Raw genomic sequence first — 26,022 nt, 5'->3', positions numbered from 1 at the left:
ATGAAAAAATTTTATACAGTAATTTTTATTGCGTTAACTTTTCATAATTATTTTGCGCAGGAAATATATGACCTTGAGAAATCAATTTCTGTTGCGCTGCAGAAAAGCTTTGGAATTCAAAACGCGAATTACTCATTGATTTCTTCGCAGAAAAATTTAGAAGCATTTAAAGCCGGACTATTTTCTCAATTAGATCTGGAATTTGATATTCCTACCTATTCAAAAAGTTTATCAAGCCAATTTAATCCGTTATTAAGCAGGGAAGATTTCTTTGAATTGGGAAGTACAAGAGTTGAAGGAAGATTAAGTTTGTCACAGCCGATAATATTTACAAACGGGAATATTAATTTAACTGGAAGACTATTTGGAAGAGAACAATTTGGAACAAATATTATAACTACAAAAGATTATTTTACAAATGTAAGCATTTCACTTCAGCAGCCGCTATTTACTTTTAACACACAAAGCGCAAATTTGGAACGAGCAGAAATAAATTTGGAAAATGCCAAAAGACATTTTAATGAGTCAGAACAAAATTTAATTTTTAATGTTAAATCGGCTTTTTACAATCTTTATAAAATTAAAGAAAACGTAAAAATACTTGAAGAAAAAGTTAAGCAAAATGAAGAGTCGTATTTAACCGCTAAAAATAAATTAATTGCTGGATTAATTGCAGAAGTAGAAGCTCTTCAGTTGGAAGTTGATTTGGCTTCAAGTAAAAATGAACTTCTTAATTCGCAAAGATCATATGAAGAAGACCTCGCAAATTTTAAGCTGCTTATTGGATTGGAATTAGACGATAAAATTGAAATAATATCCAATCTTCAGTATTTACCTATTTTAGTTGATGAAGAAAAAGCAATTGAGAGCGCAATAAATAACCGGCCGGATCTTTTAAATCAACAAAGTGAAATATATCTTTCACAGCTTAACGTTGAAGAAATAGATTCACGAAGACAAATAAAAGCAGATCTGGTGGCAAGGTATGGTTTGAGCAAAAATGACGAAAAATTCTCAAGCCTATACGCTGATCTTTTGGATGATATTAACATTGGTTTAAATTTGTCAATCCCAATTTGGGATTGGGGGCAAAACAATAAACAAGTAGAAGCCGCCGAAGCAAATTATAAAATAAGTCAGCTTGTTTATGAAAATTTAAAGAAGAATATTAGAAACGAAGTCATCTCGGCAATTAATAGTTTAAATTCAGCTAAAGCGCGTGTCGAAGTTTTAAGTAAAACGGTTGAAATTGCCGAAAAAAGTTACAACATTTCATTGGAAAGATTTAAAGCTGGTACAATCTCCAGTTTCGATTTAGCCCAAATGCAAATAAGATTGACTGAAGCCAAAAACAACAGCTTAAACGCATTGATAGATTATAATTTATCCTTAGCCGATTTGGAAAGAAAAACTTATCTAAACCTACAATAAAAGATAGAATTTTTAACAAACAAAACTTTTCTTCGTATCTTTACCGCATGAATACTAAGAATAAGATTTTACTTCCCGGATTAAATGAACAAATTATTTTTCTGCAATCGCGAATAAATATTGGCGATAGTAAAATTTTGATAATTGGATCAAATTCGGGAGAAATTGCAAAAATATTTTGCGCTAAAAACTCAAGTCAAATTGAGCTGATAGTTGAAGATTACGAATCTCTTATAAATACAAAATTGATTTTGGATAAAACAAAAAATGTTAACATTAAAATAATGTCTTTTGAACACACCGATTTCAATGACGGGCAATTTGATTTAATATATACGCAGGCGTCTATATCAGGTTCTAACAGAAAAAGTATAGTTAAAGAAATAAAAAGAATATTAAAACCGGATGGAATTTTTTGTATTGGTGAAATAGTAAAACTTGAAAATGAAATCCCGACTTTTGTAAATGATATTTTCGAAAGTTCGGATATTGTTCCTTTTGAAATTTCGAAATTGGAAAATTATTATTTGGAAAGAAATTTCACTTTGATCGATTCAAAAAATTTATCGAATACATTATCTGAATATTATTCAAATGTTTCTGAATTGCTGAAATCAAAGATGAAAGATTTGTCCGATAATGAAAAATCATATTACAAAAAATTCTTAAATAAAATAAAACATGAAAGCCATGCTTATATAAAATTAGGAGCTGACAGATTTATTGGCTTCAAATCATTAATTCTTAAAAAGAAATGAAGAAAGACGATTTAGTTGAATTAAAAATAGAAAATTATGCTTTTGAAGGAAAAGGCATTGCAAGGATTAACCAGTCTGAGCTTGACCATGTAAGCAATGACGTTGAGAAAAAATATGTAATATTTGTTCATAATTCTTTCCCCGGCGATATTGTAAAGGCAAGAATATTAAAACTTAAGAAAAGTTACGGTGAAGCCAAAACAGTTGAAGTAATAAAGCCTTCTTCCGAAAGAACAAATGCGGTATGCAAACATTACCAAATTTGCGGCGGATGTAAACAGCAGGATCTAAAGTACGACGCGCAATTAAAATATAAGCAGGAACAGGTAAAAGATATTTTTGAACGCTTAGGCGGTTTTGAAAATTTTGAAATGCTGCCGATTATTAGTTGCGAAAATATTTTTCATTACAGAAACAAAATGGAATTTTCATTTACGCCGCAGCGCTGGCTTACGGAAGAAGAAATAAAAAAAGAAGAAATAATTGATAAAGATTTTGCTTTGGGATTTCATTTGCCAAGAATTTTTAACAAAGTAATAAATATTGAAGAGTGTTTTCTGCAATCTGAAAATGCAACAAAAATATTAAATTTTTCAAGAGATTTTTTTAAGAAAAATAATACATCAATATTTTCAACATTTACTCATGATGGTTTTCTGCGGAATTTGGTGTTAAGAGAATCATATAAGTTAAATCAGTTTATGGTCAATCTAGTAACATCATCAGAAAATGATGAGTTACTTGCAAAATATTCGGAAAACTTAATAAAAGAATTTCCATTTATTACAACCGTCGTAAATAATATAAATCTTAAAAAATCTCAAACAGCATTTGGTGATTATGAAAAAGTATTTTACGGTGATGGAACAATTCACGATAAAATCGGAAATTATAAATTCAGAATAAGCGCGAATTCATTTTTCCAGACAAATACTTTGCAGGCGGAAAAACTTTACCAAACAGCTTTAGACTTTGCCGATTTAACTGGAGACGAAATCGTTTATGATTTATATTCTGGAGCAGGTACAATAGCCATTTTTATTTCGGAGAATGTAAAAAAAGTTTATGGCTTTGAATCGGTTGCTTCTGCGGTTAATGATGCCAAAATTAATTTTGAAATTAACAAAATTGAAAATGTAGAATCATTTGAGGTTGATCTTAATAAGTCACTGCTTCCGTTTTTAGAAAACAACTCAATTCCCAAACCCGATATAATTATTACTGATCCTCCGAGAGCCGGAATGAATCCCAAAACGGTAAATGATATTTTGGAATTAGATCCGAAAAAAATTGTTTATGTAAGCTGTAACCCGGCAACACAAGCACGTGATATTAAATTGCTTTGTGATGAAAAATATAAATTGGTTAAAATAAAGCCGGTTGATATGTTCCCACAGACATTCCACATCGAGAATGTTGCGGTATTAGTTAAGGGTCATTAATAATTTTGTATAAAAATATTTTGTATTTTTAGAATAACAAAATCAAAATAAAACTATGGCATTTCAAATTTTCATTCAAATTTTTCTATTTATTACTTTTTCGTCATTTATAATGTACATCTGCAGGCAAGTTAAATTGAAGGATCCGGAAAAACCAATAAAAAAAACTTGCATATTAATTGGTATAGTTTCACTTATTGCTTGGCTTGTAATTGCAAGAATTGTTTGGATTGTAATCGCTATTCAAATGTCCGGAAATTAATATCAGTTCAATTCTTCATTCAAATCCATATATGTCAATTTTATCGCGTTTGCTTTCTGCGGAATGCTGTCGATTTGGCAGTTTGTTTCAATTTTATAAAACAAATCAATAAATTGTATGGCAACACTTAAATTTCTGCTGACTTTAAACGAGGGTGAAATTATTCCTTCATTTTCAGGTTTATATAAAATACTGTCGGCTTCAATAAAAAAACCGCATCCGCCATTGTCATAGTCACCCGTCCAAATTAACTTGGCATCTTTTTTAACAATTACTTCATTTTTTTCATCGCACGTTATTACAAAAAATAATAGCAATAAAAGGATATATTTTATATTATGTTTATTCATTCCAACTCATCGAATTTATTAAAAGTAAATTTAAGTTCAATAATAATTATAATCAAATTATAAAGAGTTTTGTAAATATTCTTATATAGATATACAGAAAGACTTTTGTTAATTTTTATAATATGATTATTATTATTTGAGGATCAAATGTACCGAAAAATTTCATTACCGATTTTTAATTCTGCTATTATTATCATTTCATTTTTATTTACTAACTTAATTTTTTCGGGGAATAAAATTCAAAATATTCCTAATGGAATTTCCATTTATCAGCTTGATAATGGGATTCAAGTTTTGATGATTGAAAAGCCATCCTTGCCGATGATTGGAATAAATACTTTGGTAAAAGTTGGATCCGCATATGAAAATTTTGCCACAAGCGGAATGAGCCACATGCTTGAACATTTACTGTTTAACGGAACTTCAAAAATGTCTCAAAAAGAATTATATGATGCAACTGATAAAATCGGAGGATATAATAATGCAAATACATCGGAATATTATACAAATTTTATGATGGTTACACCTTCGGAAAACATTATTGAAGGAATGAAACTTCAAGCGGCAATGCTATTTGAATCGAATCTTCCTGAAGATAAGTTTGAAAAGGAAAAAGGAATTGTGCTTGAAGAAATAGCAAAAAGTTTAGGAAACGCTAATGAGCAAATTGAGCGAAATATTCTTTCGATTATTTATAAAGGGCATTCGCTTTCGTTACCAACGCTTGGAACATACGAAACAATCAAAAATATGAACAGAAACGATGTTTATAATTTTTATAAAAATTTTTATGTGCCAAATAATATGATAATAAGTGTTGTAGGAAATTTCAGCGCAGATGAAATGCTTAAAAACATTAATGATATTTATGGAAAGCAAAAGCCCGGAACTGTTTCTCAAGTAAATAATTTTGAACTAAATTCGGGATTTGAATTAATTCCTTCTTTTAATGAAAACGAAAATGTTTATCATAGATTTTTTGCCGGCGATAATTCTCAGTTACAGTTTTTTTTCTGTATCGACAACAATCTAAATAATGAGTTTTTTGAATGCCTTAATTTAGCTTTAGAAAATAAAAGTGAAGAAATAAAAAATAAGCTAAATTCAATTTTTGCGAATCAATTAGATGGTTTGGAATTTAAGACGCGGGAATTTAAAATTAGAAAATATCTTCAAGCTACATTAATTTTAAATTCGGAAGATCATCTGCGGGAAATTAAGGATTCGCTTATTGATATTCTTACAAAAGAAAATTATTCATTGCCGGATGGCGCCATTGAAACCGAAAAAATTAAATCAAAAACCTCATTCCAGCAAAACATAGAAAAACCTCATATGTTTGGAATTTACAACGCGGATCAGCTGTCACAGTATGGAATAGAATCAATTTTATCTTCTTATTCCGGTGAAGGTTACAATAACGCGGCGGAAAATTTAAAGAAATTGAAATTAAATAATGATCCAATTACCATAATTCAGCATAAGATCATAAAAAGTGAAAACGACACAAATAAAGAAAAGCAAGTTCCAAAGTTATTTGAAAATGAAAACGGCGCTGAAATTATCGCGAAACAAAATCCGGGAAGTGATTTACTTGCAATTCATTATCTTATAAAAAACAAAGCCGCTTACGAACAAAAATATGGAAAAGATGCCGCAAAAATTTTGCATGATGCATTCGGCGAAAGAATGAAAAGTCCGGAAGTACAAAAACAAAGTTTAAAGTTTGGTTTTCAATTTACGGTGAATGATAATCCGTTTATACCAATGGATGATATTTATTTAAGTCCGCAATTTGGGTATATAAGAGTTGAAGCCTTGGCGGACAATATCGAAGAAGCAATAAATTTTTTAAATGATCAACTGCTAAACTTTATTCCAACAAATGAAGAATTTGCGAAAGCTTCCGGTAAATCACAAATGCCCGCGATGATGGGACACGCAAACGCATCACAAAAAATGTTTGATAAAAAGTTAGAACAAATTTTATATGTTGATGATAATTCCAATATGAATAAAACTGAACTTTCATATGACAAATTATTGGACTTTACCAAATATTACTTAAATCCAAATAACATAATAATTTCGGTTGTATCAAAAGAAACTCCGGAAAATATAAATAAATATTTTACAAAGTTTTCAAAACCTAAATTAGATGGAATGATAAATAATGTTGGTAAAGAAAAAGAATTCAAAAAAATAACTGAAGCTATTAATAATGAAGAAATAAATAACGGCGAACAGTCATTTATTTATTACGGTTTTCAAAAAAGTTTTAAAACAAATGAAAAGCCTGCCTTAGAGGTTTTGTCAATGCTGATATCAGATAAAATAGTTTTTGACGTTCGTGAAAAACAGGGAATGGCATACAGAATGAATGCCGGTATAGATATTAAAAATGACTTGGCTATGTTCAATATTAATTTGGGAACAAGACCCGAAAATGTGGAAAAACTTTTACCGCAATTACCAAATTTCTTTTCGGAAAAATATTTGGGCAAAATAAGCCAAGATGATATAAACAAAACCGTTAATATGTACTTAGGCAAAATGATGTTTAGAAGACTTTCCAGCATAAACCAAGCTTATTATTTAGGTCATTCTAAATATTTTCATAATGATATATTTTATGATGCAAAATCAATTGAAGATATAAAAAATGTAAAAGTTGAAGATGTAATTGCTGCGGCTAAAAAGTATCTTAAGGTTGAAAATCCGGTTAAGATATTAGTAAAATAACAAAAAATAAGATCTATAATTTTGGGATAATAAAATGAAATTAAAGAAAATCTTTATTCTTTTAACTATTTGTGCATTTTCACTTTTCGCGCAAGAGACAAAAATTCACCATAAACTTCATGTGAAAATTGATCCTGCAAAATCGTTTATCGAAGTTACCGATGATATTTTAATCAAGAAAGAATTTCTAAATAATGATATTGTCTTTTCGCTAAATCATAATTTGAATTTAAAATTTGAAGGCAAAGGAATCAATATTTCACTTTTAGCAAAATCCGTAAAGGCTGAAGATCTTGGAATGGATAGAGATGATATAGATAAGGAATCAGAATTAAAAATAAATAAATATATCATTTCTGAATTTGATATGAACAGCGATCTTAATTTCACAGTTAAATATTCTGGAAAAATAGAATCGCCGATTGAACAAAGCGAAGAAAATTATCAGCGCGGATTCAGTGAATCTCCGGGAATAATAAGTGATTTGGGCGTTTATCTTGCGGGTTCTACTTATTGGATTCCTACAATAAAAGATGAATTATTGAGTTTTGAATTGTCTACAGAACTTCCTAAAGACTGGAAAACTGTTAGTCAGGGTAAACGAACTTTAGACAAAACCGAGAATAATATTCATTTGGATGTTTGGGATTCGCCAACTCCTCAGGAAGAAATCTTTTTGATCGCGGCAAAATTTAATGAATACAAATATTCAGCAGGATCAGTTGATGCTTTTGCTTTTTTGCGAACACCGGATGAAGGTTTGGCAAATAAGTATTTGGAAACAACGGCTCAATATTTAGAAATGTACCGTCAATTAATAGGAACATTTCCGTATTCCAAATTTGCGCTTGTAGAAAATTTTTGGGAAACGGGATACGGAATGCCTTCATTTACTTTACTTGGCGAAAAAATTATCCGCTTTCCGTTTATTCTGCATTCTTCTTACCCGCATGAACTTTTACATAATTATTGGGGCAACAGCGTTTACGTAGATTTTAACAAAGGAAATTGGTGCGAAGGGTTAACCGCGTATATGGCTGATCATTTAATTAAAGAACAGCGCGGACAAGCCGAAGAATATAGAAGATCGACCTTGCAGAAATTTACTGATTACGTAAAAACAAATAATGATTTTCCTTTGAATAAATTTATTTCGCGTCACAATGCCGCGAGTGAAGCAATAGGTTACGGAAAATCTTCAATGGTTTTTCATATGCTGAGAAATTTAGTAGGGGATGAGAATTTTACAAAAGCATTTCAAGTTTTTAATAGAAATAACAAATTTAAAAAGGCTTCTTTCGATGATATAAGAATTTCATTTGAGGAAGTAACGGGAAAAAACCTTAAATGGTTTTTTGATCAATGGATTGGAAGAACAGGCGCACCGCAGTTAAGTTTGGAAAATGTGAAAGTTGAACAATTCGGAAACGTTTATAATTTAAGTTTTTCCATTAAACAAATTCAAAAAGAAGATGTTTATAAAATTACTGTTCCGGTAGCAATTGTTTATAAAGATGAAACCAAAATTGAAAATTGCGAACTTAATGATAAAAACGGAAAAATTTCATTAACATTAAATGCGGAACCGCTTAAAGTATTTGTAGATCCTCAATTTGATGTCTTCAGAATATTAGATCCTAATGAAATTCCCGCCGCATTATCAACCGCGTTCGGTGCGGAAAAAACTTTAATTATATTACCGTCAACTAATGACAAGAAATTAAAAGTTTATCAAAATTTTACAGCACAATGGATAAAAGGAAATGAAGAAAAGTTTGAAATAAAAAATGAAAATGAAATAGATAAAATTCCTTCAGATAAAGCAGTTTGGATATTGGGAGAGAATAAGTTTCAGTCGATGTTAAATAATATATTAAATGTTTTTAATTCAGGAATCACACCTGATTCAATTAAATTTGAATCAAAATCTCATTCGAAAAATAATAATAGTTTTATTGTTTCTGTAAATAATCCCGCAAATATTAATAATGCTGTTGTGTATTTATCTATTGGAAATGAAAAAGCAGATTCCGGCTTAGTAAGGAAACTTCCACATTACGGTAAATATAGTTATCTTACTTTTGAAGGAGATGAACCCGTAAATATTGATAAAGGTCAATGGCCGGTTATTAATTCACCTTTGGTAAAAATTTTAAATACAAAAACTAAAATTTCCGAAATAAAGTTAAAACCAAGAAAAGCATTAGCAGAATTGGCTCCTGTTTTTTCATCCAAAAGAATGATGGAGCATATTGCGTATCTTGCTTCCGATGAAATGAAAGGAAGAGAACTTGGAAGCAGTGAGCTACAAAATGCGGCAAATTATATTGCCGAAAAATTTAAAGAATATGGACTGCAACCGGGAAGCGATGAAGGAAATTATTTTCAAACTTTTGAAAAAGAATTTCACGGAAAAGGTAATTTGAAAATTACAAATGTAATTGGAATTATAGCGGGAACAAATCCAGATCTAAAAGAAGCGGTTGTGGTTTCGGCGCATTACGATCATTTGGGATTAGGTTGGCCCGACGTAAGAAAAGGTAATGAAGGACAAATACATAACGGCGCCGATGATAATGCAAGCGGAGTAGCGGTTTTATTGGAATTAGCAGAAGTTTTAGGTAAAACTCTTAAACCAGCTCGTACAATAATTTTTGCGGCATTCAGCGGTGAAGAAGCCGGACAAATAGGTTCAAAATATTTTATCGGAAATTATAAAAAATTTACAGCCGATAAAATTTTTGCAAATTTGAATTTTGATACAGTTGGAAGATTACACGGAAAGAAAATTATGATTCTAAACGGAGACAATGCTCGCGAATGGAAATTTATTTTTATGGGAACTGAATACACAACCGGAGTTTCATCTGAAATAATTACACAAGAATTGGACGCAAGCGATCAAGTAGCCTTTATAGAAAAAGGCGTTCCCGCGGTTCAATTTTTCAGCGGACCTAATGAAGATTATCATAAACCAACAGATAAAATAGAAAAGATTGATGCTGATGGATTGGTGAAAGTTATAACGGTTGCAAGAGAAACCTTGGTTTATTTAGCTGATAGAGATGACGCGATGAATTTTACAGGTGAAATGCCCATTGCTAAAAATGAAACAAAAAATGATAATAATAAACCGAAAGAAGGAAGAAAAGTCTCGACTGGAACAATGCCGGATTTTGCTTATAGCGGTGAAGGAGTTAAAGTCGCGGCGGTTTCCGAAAATTCCCCCGGCGCTAAAGCCGGATTGTTGATTGGAGATATAATTAAAAAAGTCAATGGCAAGGATTGCAAAAACTTAAAAGAGTATTCAGATCAATTAAAAGAACATCAGCCCGGAGATGAAGTAACTTTAACTATTGAAAGAAACGGAAAAACCGAAGAAGTGAAAATAATTTTGGCAGAAAGATAAATTATTTATTCCAATTTAAAGATGCTTTTTCAATTTGATTATCGATATCGGCAATAAAAGCGTCTTTTTTGGATTCACTTGAAAATAAATAAAGCTTTCTTTTATAAATATAAAATACTTTAGGATCGCAAGGATAAGCAATATTTTTTGTGATCATATAGCTGCAGTATCCTCCGAACTGAGGCGCATAATTTAACGGATGTGCTTTAAATAAATTGGAATTTGTAGAAGATTTAAACAGCCAATTATAATCATTCCAATTAACATAAAACATGTCATTACCTTTTTTGAAATCATTTTCTTTAAAGTACTGTACCATATCGTATCCTTCTATGGCAAGATTTGAAGATTTATAATATTTGGAATGAATTTTTACGGGAAGGTAAGATATAGAAAATAAATACCTAGCGAACACCGCAATTATAGCGACGAAGAATATTATATAAAACAAAAGTTTAAATAATTTGCTTATCATAGTTCAATCTATTTTTAAAATATTATCGATAATAAAGATGGATATTTTATTCTTTGTCAAATTAAAAATTAAATAATATCATTTATTGAACTATAATCCGAGTCAAATAACCGTTTAAAATTTCTTATTGCAAAAGAATCAGTCATTCCTGATAAATAATCGCAAACCAATCTCGCTCGTATATTTGGTTCTTTTTCGTTTCTAATTAAATTATCCGTAAAATCCGGTAAAAGACGCATACTTTTTAATGAAATAATATAATTATCTTCAAGGGCTTTGAAAATACTTGTAAGCATTTTATCGCCCTTAAATTCCATTTGATGAATTTGAGCCGATTTAAATACTAAATCAGCGGCAATCTTTTTATAAAGATTAACTTTTTCTTTGAATTCAGTATCAATTTTCAAATTATATTTATAACGGTTCGTCAGTTTTGATAAGAAGGAATTTGATTCTTCCAATTGGCAGGCACGAATAAAATCACCTATCTGTGATCCAAATTTTTGTTTGTATCTGTCATTTTTTATCCAATGAATAATTTCATCAATAAATTTATTTTGATTTTCTGATAAGGCAGATTGATGATTTTCTTTCCAATGATGCAATTTGTAAATATTTATAAATCCGCCTGAAATACTATCAACCAAATCATTTATTGCATAAGCCGTATCATCCGCCCAATCCATAATTTGGCATTCAATACTTCTTATAGAATTTAATTCATCACCGGGATTTAAATTTAGATTATAATTAAGATTTTGAGATTTTGTATCGAACGTGAAATTTATATAATCTACTTGATAATCATAAATAAAATGATTCTCAGGATTTTGCAAATCGCCGTAAAGACTTTTGTATTTTAGAATGCTGTCTAAAAAAGCGCGCGTGGGATTCATACCGCGTCTTTCATTTTCATTTTTATAAAAAATTTCTGTAATGAGTCGCAGTGTTTGAGCGTTACCTTCAAAACCGCCGTAATTTTTCATTAGCTTGTGCAAAGTTCTTTCTCCGGCATGACCGAATGGCGGATGGCCCAAATCGTGAGTCAAGCAGGCTGATTCAACCAAATCGGAATCCAAGTAAAAATTTTCCGTCAAAATATTTCTTTGAGAATTTACAAGATAATTACATAAGGATCTTCCAATTTGAGCGACCTCAATTGAATGAGTCAATCGTGTTCTGTAATAATCATATTCTCCTGGAAGAAAAACCTGAGTTTTCCCTTGAAGTCTTCTGAATTCCGAGGAATGTATAATTCTGTCTCTATCGATTTGAAACGGTGACCGGTAATCTTGACGATCACTTGATTTTATTCTCTCAAAGTCAAATTCTGTATAAAAGTTGTTTTTCATCGATCTAATATTTTATTAGTGTTTTTAAATTTATAAAATAAACTTGTTGTATAAAATATTGTTAAAACTTAATTTGCATTTAGCATAATAATTATTTTTTGCATAATTAAGTGAATTTATAGGAATTTTAAAAATGGCTTGGATAAAACAAATTAATGAAAATGAAGCAACGGGTAAACTAAAGCAAGTTTATGATGAAATTTTAAATACAAGGGGTAAAATTTCTAATGTAATGAAAATACATAGTATTGATGTGGATTCAATGAAACATCATCTGGATTTATACTTATCAATTATTTATAGTGAATCAAATATTTCAAAAGAAGAAAAAGAGTTGATTGCCGTTGTTGTTTCCTCAATAAATAATTGCAGTTATTGTATTCATCATCATGCCGAAGCATTAAAAAATTTTTGGGATGACGAATCAAAAATTAATATGCTGATCAGCGATTATAAATCAATTGAATTTCCTATTAGAGTTCACGCCATATTAAATTATGCGGAAAAATTGACCGTAACTCCCGGTTTGGTAAACGAATATGACGTTCAGAATTTAAGAATTCATGATTTAAGCGATGAAGATATTTTAAACGTAAATTTGATTGTAAGCTACTTTAATTTTGTTTCTAGGATAGCGAACGGTTTAGGAGTTGAAACTTCGGAAGAAGAAGCAAAAGGATATAAATATTAATTTAATGAAATAGGAAACGAAACCTCCAAAGTTTTAAAAACCTCGGAGGTTGTATCAAAATAAATAATCAAATATTTTTTTTACATAAAAGTAACATTGGGAAAAAGTTTAATTTCGGATTTTATCGAATTTGAAATTAAACAATGCTGCTCAGCTTTTTGAACAATTCGTTCAGCTCTTTCTTTGTCTTTTTCTGAATTTACGGTGACTTCAGGATATAATTCAATTTCGGTGATCATATATCCGTTTTCTACTTTATCTAATTTTCCTTTGGCATTACATTTAAAACTGGAAAATTCTAACTTAGAGTTTTCCGCAATTGCGAGAAATGTTGTCATCAAACAAATATTTACCGAAGCTACAAACAAATGTTCGGGTGACCAAATATTTGGAACACCTTTGGGAAATTCCGGCGGAGTTGCGACTTCAATATTGTGTAAAGTCGGTTCGCTTAAAATTCCTTTTCTTCCTTCTGTCCAAGTAACAGTTGTTTCATAATAGTGTGAGTTATTCATTGTTTTCCTTTAATCCTAATACTGATAATAATCTGTTATGCCCTTCGCTATCAAGTTCAACATTGTATTTTTTATAAAAACTGATTGTTGATTCAACAGAATCAAAATATTTTTGGCAGCTTGGGCAATTTTCCAAATGAACTTTAATATTTATACATTTTGGAGAATTTAAATCTTCACCTAAACTGTCGCAAATGTGGTTCATTACTTCTTTGCAGGAAACATTTTGATTTTTCATATATGTAAAGTCTTATTTAATTCATTTCTTAAAAATGCTCTGGCTCTATGTAATCTGGATTTTATTGCCGGAACTGATAAATTTACTATTTCACTCGTTTCACTTGTCGATAAACCTTCTACATCTCTTAACATAAATACAATTCTGTATTCCGGAGGAAGTTTTTCAACCGCATCATCCAGCAATTTTTTTAACTCAATATTTTCAGTAATTTTTCTGGAGAAAATTTCCAATCCGCAATATTTTTATCTTCAATTAATCCTTCTTCATTTTCCAGATTAACATAATCATATTTTTTTTGAGACCTTGCAAGCATTAAACAATGATTGCTGACAATTGTATAAAGCCATGTAGATAATTTAGAATTACCTGAAAACTGATTTAAAGATTTAATCATGCTCAAAAAGGTTTCCTGCATTGTATTTTCAGCACGTTCTTTGTTTCTGCAAATTTTAAACGCAAAATTGTAAACCGTTTGTTCATGATTTTTAACTAATTGAGAAAGTGAATTTTTATCGCCTTTAATTGCTTTTTCAATTAATTGTTCTTCCGTAACGTTATTTGATGTATCGATCATAAAAAAGATTCATTCTCCATCTATTGATTTCCATAAATACATGCACGCATAAGTATTATAAGGATTCCAATTATTCTTTTTAGATAATTTAGAAATATCTTCACCAGTAGGTAAATTTTTAAGGTTATAATTTAACATAATTGCTTTTTTTATGCCAAGATCACCTGTTGGTAAAATATTTTTTCTTCCGAGTACAAACATTAAAAACATGTGTGTTGTCCAAGGCCCAATACCTTTTACCTTTGTTAAAGTATCAATAATTTCTTCATCTGATTTAGCGCCAATATTTTTCAGAGAAATATTTTTGTCAATAATTTGCTTTGCTAAATCTTTAACATATTTTGCTTTCGCATTGGACAAACCAAGTGAACGTAAAACCGCAAAATCAGTTTCATTTACCAATTCGGGAGTTGGAAGATTATTATAATAATTTAAAAACCTTCCTCTAATCGCGCTTGCAGATTTTACAGAAAGCTGTTGACCAACAATAGAATTGCAAAGTTGAACAAAATAATTTCGTCTTTTTTTAAGATAAATTGGCTTATGTTTTTTCATTAGGTTATAAATTGAAACATCTTTTGCCAAAAAGTGCTTGACAGCACAATTATATTCATTAATTTCATTCATATCAAATAGTTAAAAATGGGTTTAAAATGGATAAAGTATCAATATCAGCTTTACAAAATAATAATTTACTTAAAAATGCAGATATTTCCAGATTGAACTTAGAAAAAATTACCGGAAAACTCCATACAATAAACGGCGGTGAGGTTTTGTATAGAGAAGGAGATAAAGCAAATTCTGTTTTTCTAATTGTAAACGGTGAAATTAATCTTCTTAAAAAAGACAAAAAATCAAAATCAAATTCTATTGTTTATGCCGATAATGAATTTTTCGGAGCAAAAGAATTATTTAAAAATGTTAATAGATGTTCAACTTCAGTTTCACTTACAGATACTTATTTAATCGAATTGTCCAAAGAAGAAATTGATTATTTGATTAAACAAGATGAAAAAATTGCGTCAAATATTGAAGATAATGAACTTGATATTGAATACAGTCCGAAATTTAGCCCGTTAATTGAAAACAATTTTGATGATGAATTTGACGAAGAATCCGAATTGTTGGAAGATTTTGTTAATCAATATAATATTGATGAAATAATTAAATCAATTGATAAACAAGAAAAAATAATAATTGACAATCTTTCTCAAATTGATAAAAAAGATGAGGAAAGTGGTATAAATCACAAAGAAACTTCCGATAATAATAATAAAAGTTTTAAGTTAAATGAAAATTCCCAAAGAAAAGAGAGACCAATGGACACTTTAGACATAAAAACTGAAAAAGAATTTATGACGGCTGATCAATTTGAAATGATTGTGAAAGCTCTGCAGCTTGTTAACGCGAACGTTAAACAAGACGATGTTCTTAAAAACATTGTTGATGTTGCTATTAACTTGACAAATGCCGATCGAGGAACTTTATATTTGGTCGATTCTGAAAAAAATGAAATTTGGTCGAAGGTTTTGGTAGCACACGAAATTGAAGAAATAAGATTAAAAATAGGTGAAGGTCTAGCTGGATATTGTGCACAAACCGGAGAGATTTTAAATATTAATGATGTAAAAATTGACGATAGATTCGACGGTTCATTTGATAAAATAACTGGATACAATACGAAAAATATGCTTGTTTTTCCAATTAAAGATAAACAGGAAAAAATTGTTGGTGTACTGCAACTACTTAATAGTTTAAAGGGTCAATTTACAGATCAAGAAAAAATGTTCTTAAACGCAATCTCATTAAATGTTGCTTTTGCATTAGAGAATGCCGCATTGGTCGAGCAATTAGTAAAGACAGAAAGAAATAAATCGCTTGGTAAAATGGGTAACTTTATTGCCTACGATCTGAAAAAACCGATACTTGTAAGTAAACGTTATGCGGAACATCTAAATAAAAAAGATTTGCCGATAGATGTTAAACAAGTAGTAAATCTAATGCTTGAACAGTTAAATCAAGTTGCGAGTCAAGTTGTTGCTGCCGCAGATTACACAGAAGGAACAACAATTTTAAGACGCCAGCCTATTAGTCTTAATGATACTTTGCAAGAATTCGCAATAGAAATACATAATTTCGTGAGAACAAAAAATTGCAAAGTTGAATATGGATTAGGCGAAGATGTAAATGTATATATCGATAAAAAGGAATTTTATCAAAGTTATTTCAATATTATAAAAAATGCATGCGAAGCTTTACCTGAAGGCGGAAATATTTTTGTTACTACCGAAAAAAATGAAGATAGAATTGAAATTAACTTCGAAGATCATGGAATTGGTATTAGTAACATTGACCTAAAACATGTTTTTGAACCACTTTGGACGAAAAATAAAATTAATAATTCAGGATTAGGTCTTTCTATCAGTCAAAAAATAATTGAAGACCACGATGGAAGCATTACAATAAAAAGTGAGAAAAATGTTGGTACTAATGTAATTATTAGTCTTCCAATTCACTAATTTTGTTATGTGAACAAATCTAAAAAAGTAATTGTAATTCTTGGTCCAACTGCTGTTGGTAAAACCAAATTTGCCGTTGATTTAGCTTACAAGTTCAGCGGGGAAATTATTTCCGCAGATTCACGCCAAGTTTATATCGGAATGGATATAGGCACCGGCAAGGACTTAAGCGATTACAAATTTCAGAACTCCACTATTAAACATCATTTAATTGACGTTGTAAAACCCGAATGTGAATTTAATTTATATCTTTTTCAGAATTTATTTTATCAATCATTAAAAGATATTTGCGAAGATAAAAAATTACCGATTTTAGTCGGCGGTACCGGATTATATCTTAGTTCGGTTATTCAAAAATATTCTATTACAAAAGTTGATTTCAATTCTGAAAGATCTAAGGTCCTAAATAATTATTCTAATGAAAAATTAGTTGAAATTCTATTGGACACCAATCCAAAACTTCATAATTCAACAGATTTAAAAGATAAAAACAGAATAATAAAAGCAATTTTAATCGCGGAATCGAATGAACAAAGTGAAACTCCGGATGAAAATATTGAGTTTTTAATTATTGGAATTTTTGAAGATCGCGAAATTCATAAGAAAATGATCAGAGAAAGATTAAAATTAAGACTTAAATCCGGTATGATAGAAGAAGTGCAAAATCTTCTTAGTATTGGAATTTCACATGATAAGCTTAGATTTTTTGGCTTAGAATATAAATTTGTTAGTCAGTATTTAACAGGTGAACTGAACTATAACGATATGTACCAAAAATTAGCGAGCGCGATCATTCAATTTTCCAAGCGTCAAATGACGTGGTTTAGAAAAATGGAGAAAGAAGGTATAATCATAAATTGGATGAATTCCACTGATTTAATAAAGGCGCAAAGTTTAATTTCCGAGTTCATAAAATGATAATATAAGCTATAATGTCTTATTATAAAAATATTGATAAATACCTCACCAAATTCGATCTTCCTAAATGGAAAGTCGTTCAAAGAAATGAAAATGAAAAATTCTCAAACATTATTGTAATACCGGCTATTTCTGAATTTGAAAATATAATTAAACTCACCGATTCAATTCTATTAAATAATTTAGATAAAATTAATAAGACACTGGCACTTTTTGTTATTAATAATAAAAAAAACGATAGTAATGAAATAAAAACAAATAATTTTCATTCAATTCAATACCTTAATAAGTTAATAAATAAATCTAATGAAAACTTAAAATTCGGATTTATTGATTGTTCAACCGAAGGAAACGAGCCGCCGGAAAAAGATGCCGGTGCTGGGTTAGCAAGAAAAATAGGAATGGATTCCGCACTTACTTTATTTGATTATCAAATTAAAACACAAAAAATTATTATTTCTTTAGACGCTGATTGTCTCATAACACAAAATTATATTCAGGAAATACAAAAATCTTTTATCAATGAAAAAATTAATACCGCGGTAATTAATTTCGAACATCAGTTGTCCGAAAATACAATTCAAAATTTAGGTATTATAAATTACGAAATCTTTTTACGACATTATATCCTTGGTTTGAAATACGCAAACTCAGCATTTGCGTTTCATACAATTGGTTCTGCTTTTGCGGTTGATCCGGAAATTTACGTTAAAGTTGGAGGAATGAATAAAAGAAAGGGCGGTGAGGACTTTTATTTTCTTCAGAAAGCCGGAAAAATTTCGGATGTTAAAAAAATTGAAAATGCAAAAGTTTTTCCTTCATCGAGAGTCTCGTGGAGAGTTCCGTTTGGAACCGGACCAAGAATAAAACGGTTTTTGGAAAATCAAGTGAATGAATATTTTGTTTATTCCACAAGGTCTTTCTTTATTTTAAAAAAGTGGAATGAAATTTTAAACGAAAGCAAAAATATTTGTAAAAATGTTGGAAAAGATAAAAAATTGATTGAAGAAATTACATTTGACATGTTGTTAAAATCAAAATCAATTCATCATGAATTGTATAACTTTTTAATTTCGCAAAATTTTATAAATAATTGGCAGAATATTCTTCAAAATTCAAGTTCGGAAAAGCAATTATCTCAAAATATAAAAAATTGGATGGATGGATTTAGAACATTAAAACTTATTCATCACTTGAGAGATTCCGCTTATCCAAATGAAAAAATGTTTGAATCGGTAAATGAGTTATTCAGTTTATCAGGATCAAAAACAATTGAATTTTCATCAAATATTAATTTTGATTTTGAAAAACAAATGGGATTTTTAACACGGCTTAGAGAACTTACTTAACAAAGATTCGTAGTTTTTAACATCTTTCTTTGGTATATTTACCGCTCAATTTTAAGGCATTCTAGATGGATTATTTAGTAAAATTAAAGCAAATAAAAGAAAAATTTGATGAAATAGATAAAGATTTGATGAATCCTGAAGTATTGTCAAATCAGCAGAAAGTTATTGAATTAAGCAAAAAAAGAAGCGAACTGACCGAAATTGTTGACGCTTATGATAGATATTCCAAATTGTTGAAAGATATTGAAGGAAATAAAGAATTAATTGAATCGTCCGACGAAAGCGAGATTATAGAAATAGCCGAAAACGAACTTGAAGATTTAGAGATAAAAAAAGAAGAGCTGGAAGAAGAAATAAAATTACTTTTAATTCCCAAAGATCCAAATGATACAAAAAACGTAATTGTTGAAGTCAGAGCCGGAACCGGAGGTGACGAAGCGGGAATTTTTGCAAATGATCTTTTTAGAATGTATTCACGTTTTGCCGAATTAAAAGGCTGGAAGATTGAAATAATTGATTTAAACGAATCGACGATGAACGGAATTAAAGAAGTGGTTTTCAGTCTTTCGGGAACTGATATTTACGGTGATATGAAATTTGAAAGCGGGGTTCACCGCGTTCAGAGAGTTCCGCTTACGGAAGGAAGTGGAAGAGTACATACTTCCGCAGCTTCGGTTGTTGTTATGCCTGAAGCTGAAGATGTTGAAATTGATCTTGATATGAATGATGTAAAGATTGATGTTTACAGATCCGGAGGCGCCGGCGGACAAAATGTAAACAAAGTTGAAACCGCAATTAGAATGACGCATATTCCAACAGGAATTGTGGTTCAATGCCAAGATGAAAGATCACAATTAAAAAATAGACAAAAAGCGTTAAAAGTTTTAAAAACCAGATTATTTGACTTAAAGCTTCAAGAACAAACCGATGAGATTTCAGCTCAGCGAAAATCTGTTGTAAAAAAAGGTGATAGAAGCGAAAAGATTAGAACTTATAATTATCCTCAGAATAGAGTTACAGATCATAGAATTGGATTAACACTCTATGATCTATCGTCAATTATGGAAGGAGAACTTTTCGAACTTATTGAAAAAATGAAAATTGCGGATAGAACCGAAAAGCTAAAAGCTTAATTTTCATCTTTCGAAAAGAATTCTAAGAATTTTGCTCCGGCAGCAAATACAAATCCGGTTAAAGACAAAATAACATCATTTATTTCAAGTGAAAAGGTATCTGACAATCCAAATATATAACTGAATAAATTTGTGAATATTATCAATCCAAAAAAAAGCTGCAAATCCAACCAAACCCATTGAGAGCGGATTTAATAAATAAATTTTTAAATTTTTTGATAAATTATTTTCGCCAATTGTTTCGGTGTAAATTTCATTTGTTTGATTTTGTGTTGTGCTATCCATTTCTTCCCCTAAAAATATTTAATTCAAATAAGTAAAAAACATTCAGCGGGAATTGTGATCTGACTCAAACAATTTACCGATTGATTCAAAAAAATATGTCAATTTGAGAAACCTGCGAAAATTATTTTATTGATCATTTGATTTACTTATATTAGATCACAAAAAACAAAAACCGTGGATCAAATTTTGGCAAAATTTACTTTTCTTTTAATGATATTATTTACTATCAATAACTTTTCACAAATAACGTATGATTCGGATTTCGAAAGCGGAAATTTAGCTTCAATTCAGTCATCTGATAACATAAATTTTTATATTACGACAAAAGCCGACGAAGGAATTGACGGCGGAAGTACACGTTGGTTTTATTTTAGAATGAAAAATGTTAAGGATAAGCAAATAAGTTTAAGGTTCATAAATACAGACGTTACCAAAGCAATGTATTCTTATGATAACGTAAATTTTGAAAGATTTAATGATCAAGAAACTTTTGGTTCCGGTGTTTTTATAAAAAAATTTGATCAAGATACGGTTTACTTCGCTTATTATACGCCTTATAATTATTCATATCTTCAACGCAGATTAAACGAATGGAAAAAAAATCAATTTGTAACTTTAGATACCTTGGGATTTTCTCCAAAAGGATTACCAATTCAAGAAATGATAATTACGGATAACACAATTCCGCATGAAGAAAAACAAATAATTTGGATACACGCAAGAACTCATCCAAGTGAAACACCAAGTTCTTGGCATTTTGACGGCATTGTTCAAGAGCTGTTAAATAATAACGAAGTAATTAATTTTTATCTGCAAAAACTAGAATTCCACTTAATACCATTTACAAATCCCGATGGAGTTTTTTACGGAAGATCGCGAGTAAATTTTGGCGGAATAAATTTAGAAGAAAATTGGAATGATTCGGATATTGCCACTTGTGATGAAGTTAAAATTTTACGCGCGAGAATGAAACAGCTAAATGATGAAAAACCATTTTCAGTATTTTTAAATTTACACTCGCAAGCAGCATCTTACTGTACATTTTGGATACATTCTTCAAATTCTACGTCAATATTATTTAATAGAAAAGAATTTCAATTTTGTAATTTGAATGTTTCCGACAATAATTATTTTACAAAAGGAGATTATAGTTTTTCAAATTTGCAATCATTGTTTCCAGAAGGATGGCTTTGGAATAATTATGGTGATCAAATTATGGCGTTGACATATGAAACTCCATACGATAATTATTTTAAAAATTCCGCTGATACATTGATTGAAGTCACCAACAAAAATTTATTTGAATTGGGCAGAAGAACAGTTTACGCAATTGCGGAATATTTGGAAATATCACATCCCAAACATTTTATTACAGATAATGACGCTGCAGAAGTTAATGGAACTTACGAAAGTTATGATATCACAAATGAATTTTACGGTGACAATTTTTTTGTTTTAGATGAAAGCTCAAGCGCAAATTACACAACCGAAAATTTACCGAGCGGAAAATATGACGTATCTGCGTGGTGGGCAACAAGTGAAGCAAATTCCTATGAAACAAAATTTGAAATTACCGCGAGCTCTAACAATTATGAAATTACAAAAACACAGAAGCTAAACGGCGGGCAATGGAATTATTTAACAACTGTTGAACTTAATAATGAAGGAACCCTATCGATCAAAGTAAATGGTAATTCTACCGGATTAGCTATTGCTGACGCTTTCAGATTAATTTATGTTGAGCCAATTACCAGAATTGAACAAAACAAAGTTCCGGATAATTTTACATTATATCAAAATTATCCCAATCCGTTTAATCCTGCTACCACAATAAAATATTCAATTCCTGGAAATGAAAAAAGCGAAGCGCATAACGTAAAACTTTTAATATTTGATATTCTTGGAAATGAAGTTGCAGTTTTAGTAAATGAAATTCAAACTTCAGGAGAATATAAAGTTAGCTTTAATGCTTCAAATTTAGCAAGCGGCACATACTTTTATCGTTTACAAGTCGGAGATTATTCCCAAACAAAAAAGATGCTGCTTATAAAATAGAGATTAAAGCAATTTCATTTTTTTGAAATTCTCTTTCCAGCGGGATGGATTTTTCCATTTTAAATAGGCGCCTTTTATTCTTTCCAATTCAACTTTTTCATAAAAATTCATGTAATATAAAATGAAAGGAAAAAGAAGGAATAAAATAACTTTAACCGGCAATCTTAATAAAACATGAGCATTATCCACAAGCAGTGAAATGTAGTAGAGTATTATTCCGACAAAAGCATTTTAAATAGTTTGGTAATTTCAAATGGAATAAAAAAATGTTTCTTTGCGCTAAAGTAGTAAACAATTGTCATAAAAATATAAGATGCCAGCATAACAACACCAGCCGCAATATAACCGTATTTGGAAATATAAATAATGTTAAACGCAATATTTAATACTGCCGCGGCAACAACGACGTACGCAATATAGCTCGTCTTTTTTACAAAATGAAAAGGTAAAGAAAATACATATTGCATTCCTCTGAAAACAAAAGCTAAACTTATGTACGGGATTACATTGTAAGCATCCCAATACTCGGTTTTTAAGCTGAAAGTTTTTACAATTTCTCTGCCGAAAATTGAAAGCGAAAGCGCGGAAATCATTAATATAAATACAAGATAAGTTGTAACTTTGGAAAAATATCTCGGAGCATTTTCATCATTTATTTTTTTGTAAGCTAACGGTAAATAACCAACTTGAAAAGATTGCAGAATAAATACATTAATTACGCTAGCAATTTTATTTCCCAGTGAGTAAACTCCAACGCTGGCTTCATCCATAAAATATTTAATAATATATCTATCACCCAATGATAAAGCTAACAGTGCCGATGTTGAAAAAACAAGCGGAAAACCAAACCTAAACATTTCGCCTATAACTTTTGCGCTAAAAGAAAAATTCATATTTTTTAACATAAACGGAAAGGAAGCAATAATTAAATATATAAATCCAATTAACTGACTTAATATAATTCCTTCAACGCCTAATTTTGCGTAAACGATGAAATAAACATTTAATAATACAATAACCACGAATTTTGAAATATTTAAGAAAACATAGAAACTCGGTTTTTCTCTAAATCTGATTACTTCTAGAGGAACATTGCTTAATATGCCGAATGAAACGGATAAAAGAAGTATGGTAATATAATTTTCAAATTTTGGTGTAGATAAAATTAGTTCAGATAATTCTGTTTTAAATGGAATTGTAATTAGACTGAAAATAACTGCAATTATAAATGTTGCGAAAAAAGTAGATGAAATTATTTTTTTTTGACCATCAGCAGATTTTTCAGATACGCACCAGCGCATCATTGATGTTGTGAAATTAAATCCGAATATACCGATTAAAATTTGTGAAGTGGCTTCAAGTATTGCAAAAATTCCATATTCGGAAACAGATAGATAATCTGTATAAAGCGGAAGAAGAATAAATCCTATTACTTTAGAAGTTAAATTTCCTAAACTGTAAATTGCGGTTTGACGTAAAGTCTTTTTTAATTCGGCAAACATTATTTTTTCTCAAGTAAAATACATAATTGATAAGGAATTTTTCTTGATATTAAAATATTTAATCCATCGCAAATTGACGCTAGCAAATTAAACTTATACGGAATTATAAATGAATATCCGCAGTTCGGACACATTGTTTCTCTGAGCGCATTATCACCTTTTGTCCAGTAGTTTGGAATCCACGAAGTTGAAGGTGAAAACTTATGCTTAATTCTGCTTAAAAATTTGTTGTATTGTCTAATATCTATTCCAGTCGTAAATTCTTTAATAATATTATATTCCGGGAAATGATATTTAATATTTTTTGAATTTAAGCTTCTTAAATGATAAGATTTATTAAAAATAAAATCACATTGAGAACATTGAGTAAATTGCTTTTCAATGTTTTCGTTATTGGGGAAAGTAAGAAAAACATATTTTCTACTAACTCTTTTAAATTCCTTAATAGCTGAAGCGAAAATCTTATCAGGTAAATGTTCAATCATTTCACTGCTGAAAACAAGATCAACAGAATTACTTTTTAGTGCAATTAAATCGGCAGAATTTGCTAATTTTTTTGTTTTTACTTGTTTAACAGCATTTATACTTCTGTCAGATGCAATAACATTAAATTTAATATTTAGTGATTCTGATATTGTTCCATCACCACAGCCAACGTCTAAAATTGAATTAACATCATTTGGAATTGCGTCAATAATCTTATTTATTTTTTCCTTTAGCCTTGTAGAAAGATGAGCCGTTTCCCAATTAAAATTCTCGTAATACTTTTTATTATCCATTAGTCATTATTCAATTATAAAGATGATTATAAAGATTTATAAGATTTTTACTTGTTTCTTCCCAATTATACTTTTCTGCAACTGCTTTATATCCATTATTGCCGTAACAGTCAATTAAACTTTCCGTACTAAATAATGAAATGACTTTTTCAGCCAAATCTTTTGAATCAGCGGATTTGTAAATAATTCCGGCATTGGATTCTTTCAGTATTCTGACAATCGGATTACAGTTGCTGGAAATGATTGGCTTTTTTAAAAACATATATTGAAATAATTTGTGCGGTATTGTATTATCAGTGTGTTGTGTTTTTAAGTGCGGAATTAAACAAACATCCGCGGCTTTAATATATGAAGGAAGTTTTAAATGATGCTGCCATCCTTCGAATGAAATGTAATTTTCAATTCCTAGACTTTCTGCTTGAGCTTTTAATGAATTAATGTTAGCTCCTTCTCCGACAAGTATAAGTTTAAACTCATTTATTTTTTTTATTATAAAAGTTACAGAATCAATTACACTTTCCAAACCTCTGTGAATATCAAATCCGCCTACATAAATAAGAGTTTTAAATTCTTTGAATTTTGATAAAATCGCTTCGTCAAATGTATCGACTTTAAATGTATTTAGATTTACATAATTGGAAACGACATATAATTTTTCTTTGGGAATTCCTAATGAAGTATATCTTTCAACCGCTTCTTCTATTACCGTAATTAAATAATCAAAATTATTGCACCATTCAATTTCTTTCTTTTCCCATTTATTGATAGATATTAAAAATTTTCCGGGGAAAGTGTTCGCAAATTTATAATGCTTTAATCCTTCAACATAATTTTCATGCAGATCGCCGACAAGAATTAATCTCGGATATTTTTTTCTTAAAATTAAACCGGTTTCAAATAAATATAAATCATGAATATGCAAAACGTCAATTTTATATTCTATTATAAATTTCTCTATTAGTGATTTTAGATAATAAGGATAAAGATTTAAAATTGTATTTGTTAAACCGCGAAGTTTATAAATGACCTTTTTTGAAACGGGAATATGAATTATTTTAGCGCCAAAATAGTCATCAATGCTTGAATTATTGGCGAATGAAAAGCAGAATAAATATACATTAAATCCAGAATTAGATAAAGCCTGCACTTCATTCTCGACTCTCAAATCGCCGTAAAATTCTTTATCTAATAGCATTCCTATGTTCATAAATTCAATGCAGTCTTTATTAAATCCAAAAAA

The 26,022-nt window shown here is 29.8% G+C and carries 22 protein-coding genes and 1 pseudogene; 12 read left to right on the top strand and 11 right to left on the bottom strand.

Annotated elements, in window-relative coordinates; translation table 11 throughout:
• The 4 genes from IPK06_12530 to IPK06_12515 are packed head-to-tail and all read left to right on the top strand — an operon-like array spanning nucleotide 1 to nucleotide 3,893.
• On the top strand, nucleotides 1-1,431 hold the full coding sequence (locus tag IPK06_12530) for a TolC family protein (protein MBK7980797.1): 1,431 nt from the start codon (nucleotides 1-3) through the stop codon (nucleotides 1,429-1,431).
• A 47-nt stretch (nucleotides 1,432-1,478) separates the two neighbouring features.
• On the top strand, nucleotides 1,479-2,189 hold the full coding sequence (locus IPK06_12525; protein ID MBK7980796.1) for a methyltransferase domain-containing protein: 711 nt from the start codon (nucleotides 1,479-1,481) through the stop codon (nucleotides 2,187-2,189).
• On the top strand, nucleotides 2,186-3,631 hold the full coding sequence (gene rlmD / locus IPK06_12520) for a 23S rRNA (uracil(1939)-C(5))-methyltransferase RlmD (protein ID MBK7980795.1): 1,446 nt from the start codon (nucleotides 2,186-2,188) through the stop codon (nucleotides 3,629-3,631). The genes IPK06_12525 and rlmD overlap by 4 nt, the downstream gene beginning before the upstream one ends.
• Before the next feature lie 55 nt (nucleotides 3,632-3,686).
• The gene (locus IPK06_12515) at nucleotides 3,687-3,893 is read left to right on the top strand and encodes a hypothetical protein (GenBank protein ID MBK7980794.1); all 207 of its coding nucleotides are present in this window, start codon (nucleotides 3,687-3,689) and stop codon (nucleotides 3,891-3,893) included.
• A 2-nt stretch (nucleotides 3,894-3,895) separates the two neighbouring features.
• Here the strand turns inward: IPK06_12515 and IPK06_12510 are convergent, their stop codons facing one another.
• Complete coding sequence (locus IPK06_12510; GenBank protein MBK7980793.1) at nucleotides 3,896-4,243, bottom strand: hypothetical protein; 348 nt, start codon at nucleotides 4,241-4,243, stop codon at nucleotides 3,896-3,898.
• 147 nt (nucleotides 4,244-4,390) lie between these two features.
• On the opposite strand from IPK06_12510, the gene IPK06_12505 reads away from it, so the two are divergent.
• Nucleotides 4,391-6,985: an insulinase family protein gene (locus IPK06_12505; GenBank protein ID MBK7980792.1), complete on the top strand. Its 2,595-nt coding sequence runs from the start codon at nucleotides 4,391-4,393 to the stop codon at nucleotides 6,983-6,985.
• Between the two features lie 34 nt (nucleotides 6,986-7,019).
• Nucleotides 7,020-10,394 carry a M20/M25/M40 family metallo-hydrolase gene (locus tag IPK06_12500; protein MBK7980791.1) on the top strand — a complete coding sequence of 1,125 codons (3,375 nt, stop codon included), beginning with the start codon at nucleotides 7,020-7,022 and terminating at the stop codon, nucleotides 10,392-10,394.
• Nucleotide 10,395: 1 nt separating this feature from the next.
• Here IPK06_12500 and IPK06_12495 read toward each other — a convergent pair whose 3' ends face one another.
• Both IPK06_12495 and dgt read right to left on the bottom strand, forming a co-directional pair.
• A complete protein-coding gene (locus tag IPK06_12495) occupies nucleotides 10,396-10,869 on the bottom strand; it encodes a YHS domain protein (protein ID MBK7980790.1) in 474 nt (157 codons plus the stop codon).
• Between the two features lie 68 nt (nucleotides 10,870-10,937).
• A complete protein-coding gene (dgt, locus tag IPK06_12490) occupies nucleotides 10,938-12,221 on the bottom strand; it encodes a dNTP triphosphohydrolase (GenBank protein ID MBK7980789.1) in 1,284 nt (427 codons plus the stop codon).
• Nucleotides 12,222-12,354: 133 nt separating this feature from the next.
• Between dgt and IPK06_12485 the strand changes: the two genes are divergently transcribed.
• Entirely contained in the window at nucleotides 12,355-12,912 is a 558-nt protein-coding gene (locus IPK06_12485; GenBank protein ID MBK7980788.1) for a peroxidase-related enzyme, read from the top strand.
• A gap of 80 nt (nucleotides 12,913-12,992) precedes the next feature.
• On the opposite strand, the gene IPK06_12480 is transcribed toward IPK06_12485, so the two are convergent.
• The 4 genes and pseudogenes from IPK06_12480 to IPK06_12465 form a co-directional block, all read right to left on the bottom strand.
• On the bottom strand, nucleotides 12,993-13,427 hold the full coding sequence (locus IPK06_12480) for an OsmC family protein (GenBank protein ID MBK7980787.1): 435 nt from the start codon (nucleotides 13,425-13,427) through the stop codon (nucleotides 12,993-12,995).
• Nucleotides 13,420-13,665 carry a hypothetical protein gene (locus tag IPK06_12475; protein ID MBK7980786.1) on the bottom strand — a complete coding sequence of 82 codons (246 nt, stop codon included), beginning with the start codon at nucleotides 13,663-13,665 and terminating at the stop codon, nucleotides 13,420-13,422. Before IPK06_12475 ends, IPK06_12480 begins: the two co-directional genes overlap by 8 nt.
• Nucleotides 13,662-14,242, bottom strand: a pseudogene (locus IPK06_12470) (sigma-70 family RNA polymerase sigma factor). The gene IPK06_12475 and the pseudogene IPK06_12470 overlap by 4 nt, the downstream one beginning before the upstream one ends.
• Nucleotides 14,243-14,251: 9 nt before the next feature.
• Nucleotides 14,252-14,869 carry a DNA-3-methyladenine glycosylase 2 family protein gene (locus IPK06_12465; protein MBK7980785.1) on the bottom strand — a complete coding sequence of 206 codons (618 nt, stop codon included), beginning with the start codon at nucleotides 14,867-14,869 and terminating at the stop codon, nucleotides 14,252-14,254.
• 26 nt (nucleotides 14,870-14,895) lie between these two features.
• Between IPK06_12465 and IPK06_12460 the strand changes: the two genes are divergently transcribed.
• The 4 genes from IPK06_12460 to prfA all read left to right on the top strand — a co-directional run bounded on the left by IPK06_12460 (nucleotide 14,896) and on the right by prfA (nucleotide 20,161).
• Nucleotides 14,896-16,761, top strand: a complete 1,866-nt coding sequence (locus IPK06_12460) for a GAF domain-containing protein (GenBank protein ID MBK7980784.1) — start codon at nucleotides 14,896-14,898, stop codon at nucleotides 16,759-16,761.
• 9 nt (nucleotides 16,762-16,770) lie between these two features.
• Nucleotides 16,771-17,679: a tRNA (adenosine(37)-N6)-dimethylallyltransferase MiaA gene (miaA, locus tag IPK06_12455; protein MBK7980783.1), complete on the top strand. Its 909-nt coding sequence runs from the start codon at nucleotides 16,771-16,773 to the stop codon at nucleotides 17,677-17,679.
• Between the two features lie 14 nt (nucleotides 17,680-17,693).
• On the top strand, nucleotides 17,694-19,028 hold the full coding sequence (locus IPK06_12450; protein MBK7980782.1) for a hypothetical protein: 1,335 nt from the start codon (nucleotides 17,694-17,696) through the stop codon (nucleotides 19,026-19,028).
• A 65-nt stretch (nucleotides 19,029-19,093) separates the two neighbouring features.
• Nucleotides 19,094-20,161 carry a peptide chain release factor 1 gene (gene prfA / locus IPK06_12445; protein MBK7980781.1) on the top strand — a complete coding sequence of 356 codons (1,068 nt, stop codon included), beginning with the start codon at nucleotides 19,094-19,096 and terminating at the stop codon, nucleotides 20,159-20,161.
• A gap of 84 nt (nucleotides 20,162-20,245) precedes the next feature.
• Here prfA and IPK06_12440 read toward each other — a convergent pair whose 3' ends face one another.
• Nucleotides 20,246-20,446, bottom strand: a complete 201-nt coding sequence (locus IPK06_12440) for a hypothetical protein (GenBank protein ID MBK7980780.1) — start codon at nucleotides 20,444-20,446, stop codon at nucleotides 20,246-20,248.
• 186 nt (nucleotides 20,447-20,632) lie between these two features.
• Between IPK06_12440 and IPK06_12435 the strand changes: the two genes are divergently transcribed.
• Nucleotides 20,633-22,501, top strand: a complete 1,869-nt coding sequence (locus IPK06_12435) for a T9SS type A sorting domain-containing protein (GenBank protein MBK7980779.1) — start codon at nucleotides 20,633-20,635, stop codon at nucleotides 22,499-22,501.
• A 212-nt stretch (nucleotides 22,502-22,713) separates the two neighbouring features.
• Here the strand turns inward: IPK06_12435 and IPK06_12430 are convergent, their stop codons facing one another.
• The 3 genes from IPK06_12430 to IPK06_12420 are packed head-to-tail and all read right to left on the bottom strand — an operon-like array spanning nucleotide 22,714 to nucleotide 25,989.
• A complete protein-coding gene (locus IPK06_12430) occupies nucleotides 22,714-24,003 on the bottom strand; it encodes an oligosaccharide flippase family protein (protein MBK7980778.1) in 1,290 nt (429 codons plus the stop codon).
• The gene (locus IPK06_12425) at nucleotides 24,003-24,782 is read right to left on the bottom strand and encodes a class I SAM-dependent methyltransferase (protein MBK7980777.1); all 780 of its coding nucleotides are present in this window, start codon (nucleotides 24,780-24,782) and stop codon (nucleotides 24,003-24,005) included. Before IPK06_12425 ends, IPK06_12430 begins: the two co-directional genes overlap by 1 nt.
• A gap of 10 nt (nucleotides 24,783-24,792) precedes the next feature.
• Nucleotides 24,793-25,989 (bottom strand): glycosyltransferase family 4 protein, encoded by a 1,197-nt coding sequence (locus IPK06_12420; GenBank protein MBK7980776.1) that lies wholly within the window; start codon nucleotides 25,987-25,989, stop codon nucleotides 24,793-24,795.
• Between the last annotated feature and the right edge of the window lie 33 nt (nucleotides 25,990-26,022).

It is taken from the genome of Ignavibacteriota bacterium (assembly GCA_016713565.1).
Classification (GTDB): Bacteria; Bacteroidota; Ignavibacteria; order Ignavibacteriales; family Melioribacteraceae.
Note: the sequence above shows the minus strand (reverse complement) of the source record. Positions and strands in the feature narration are given on the sequence as shown.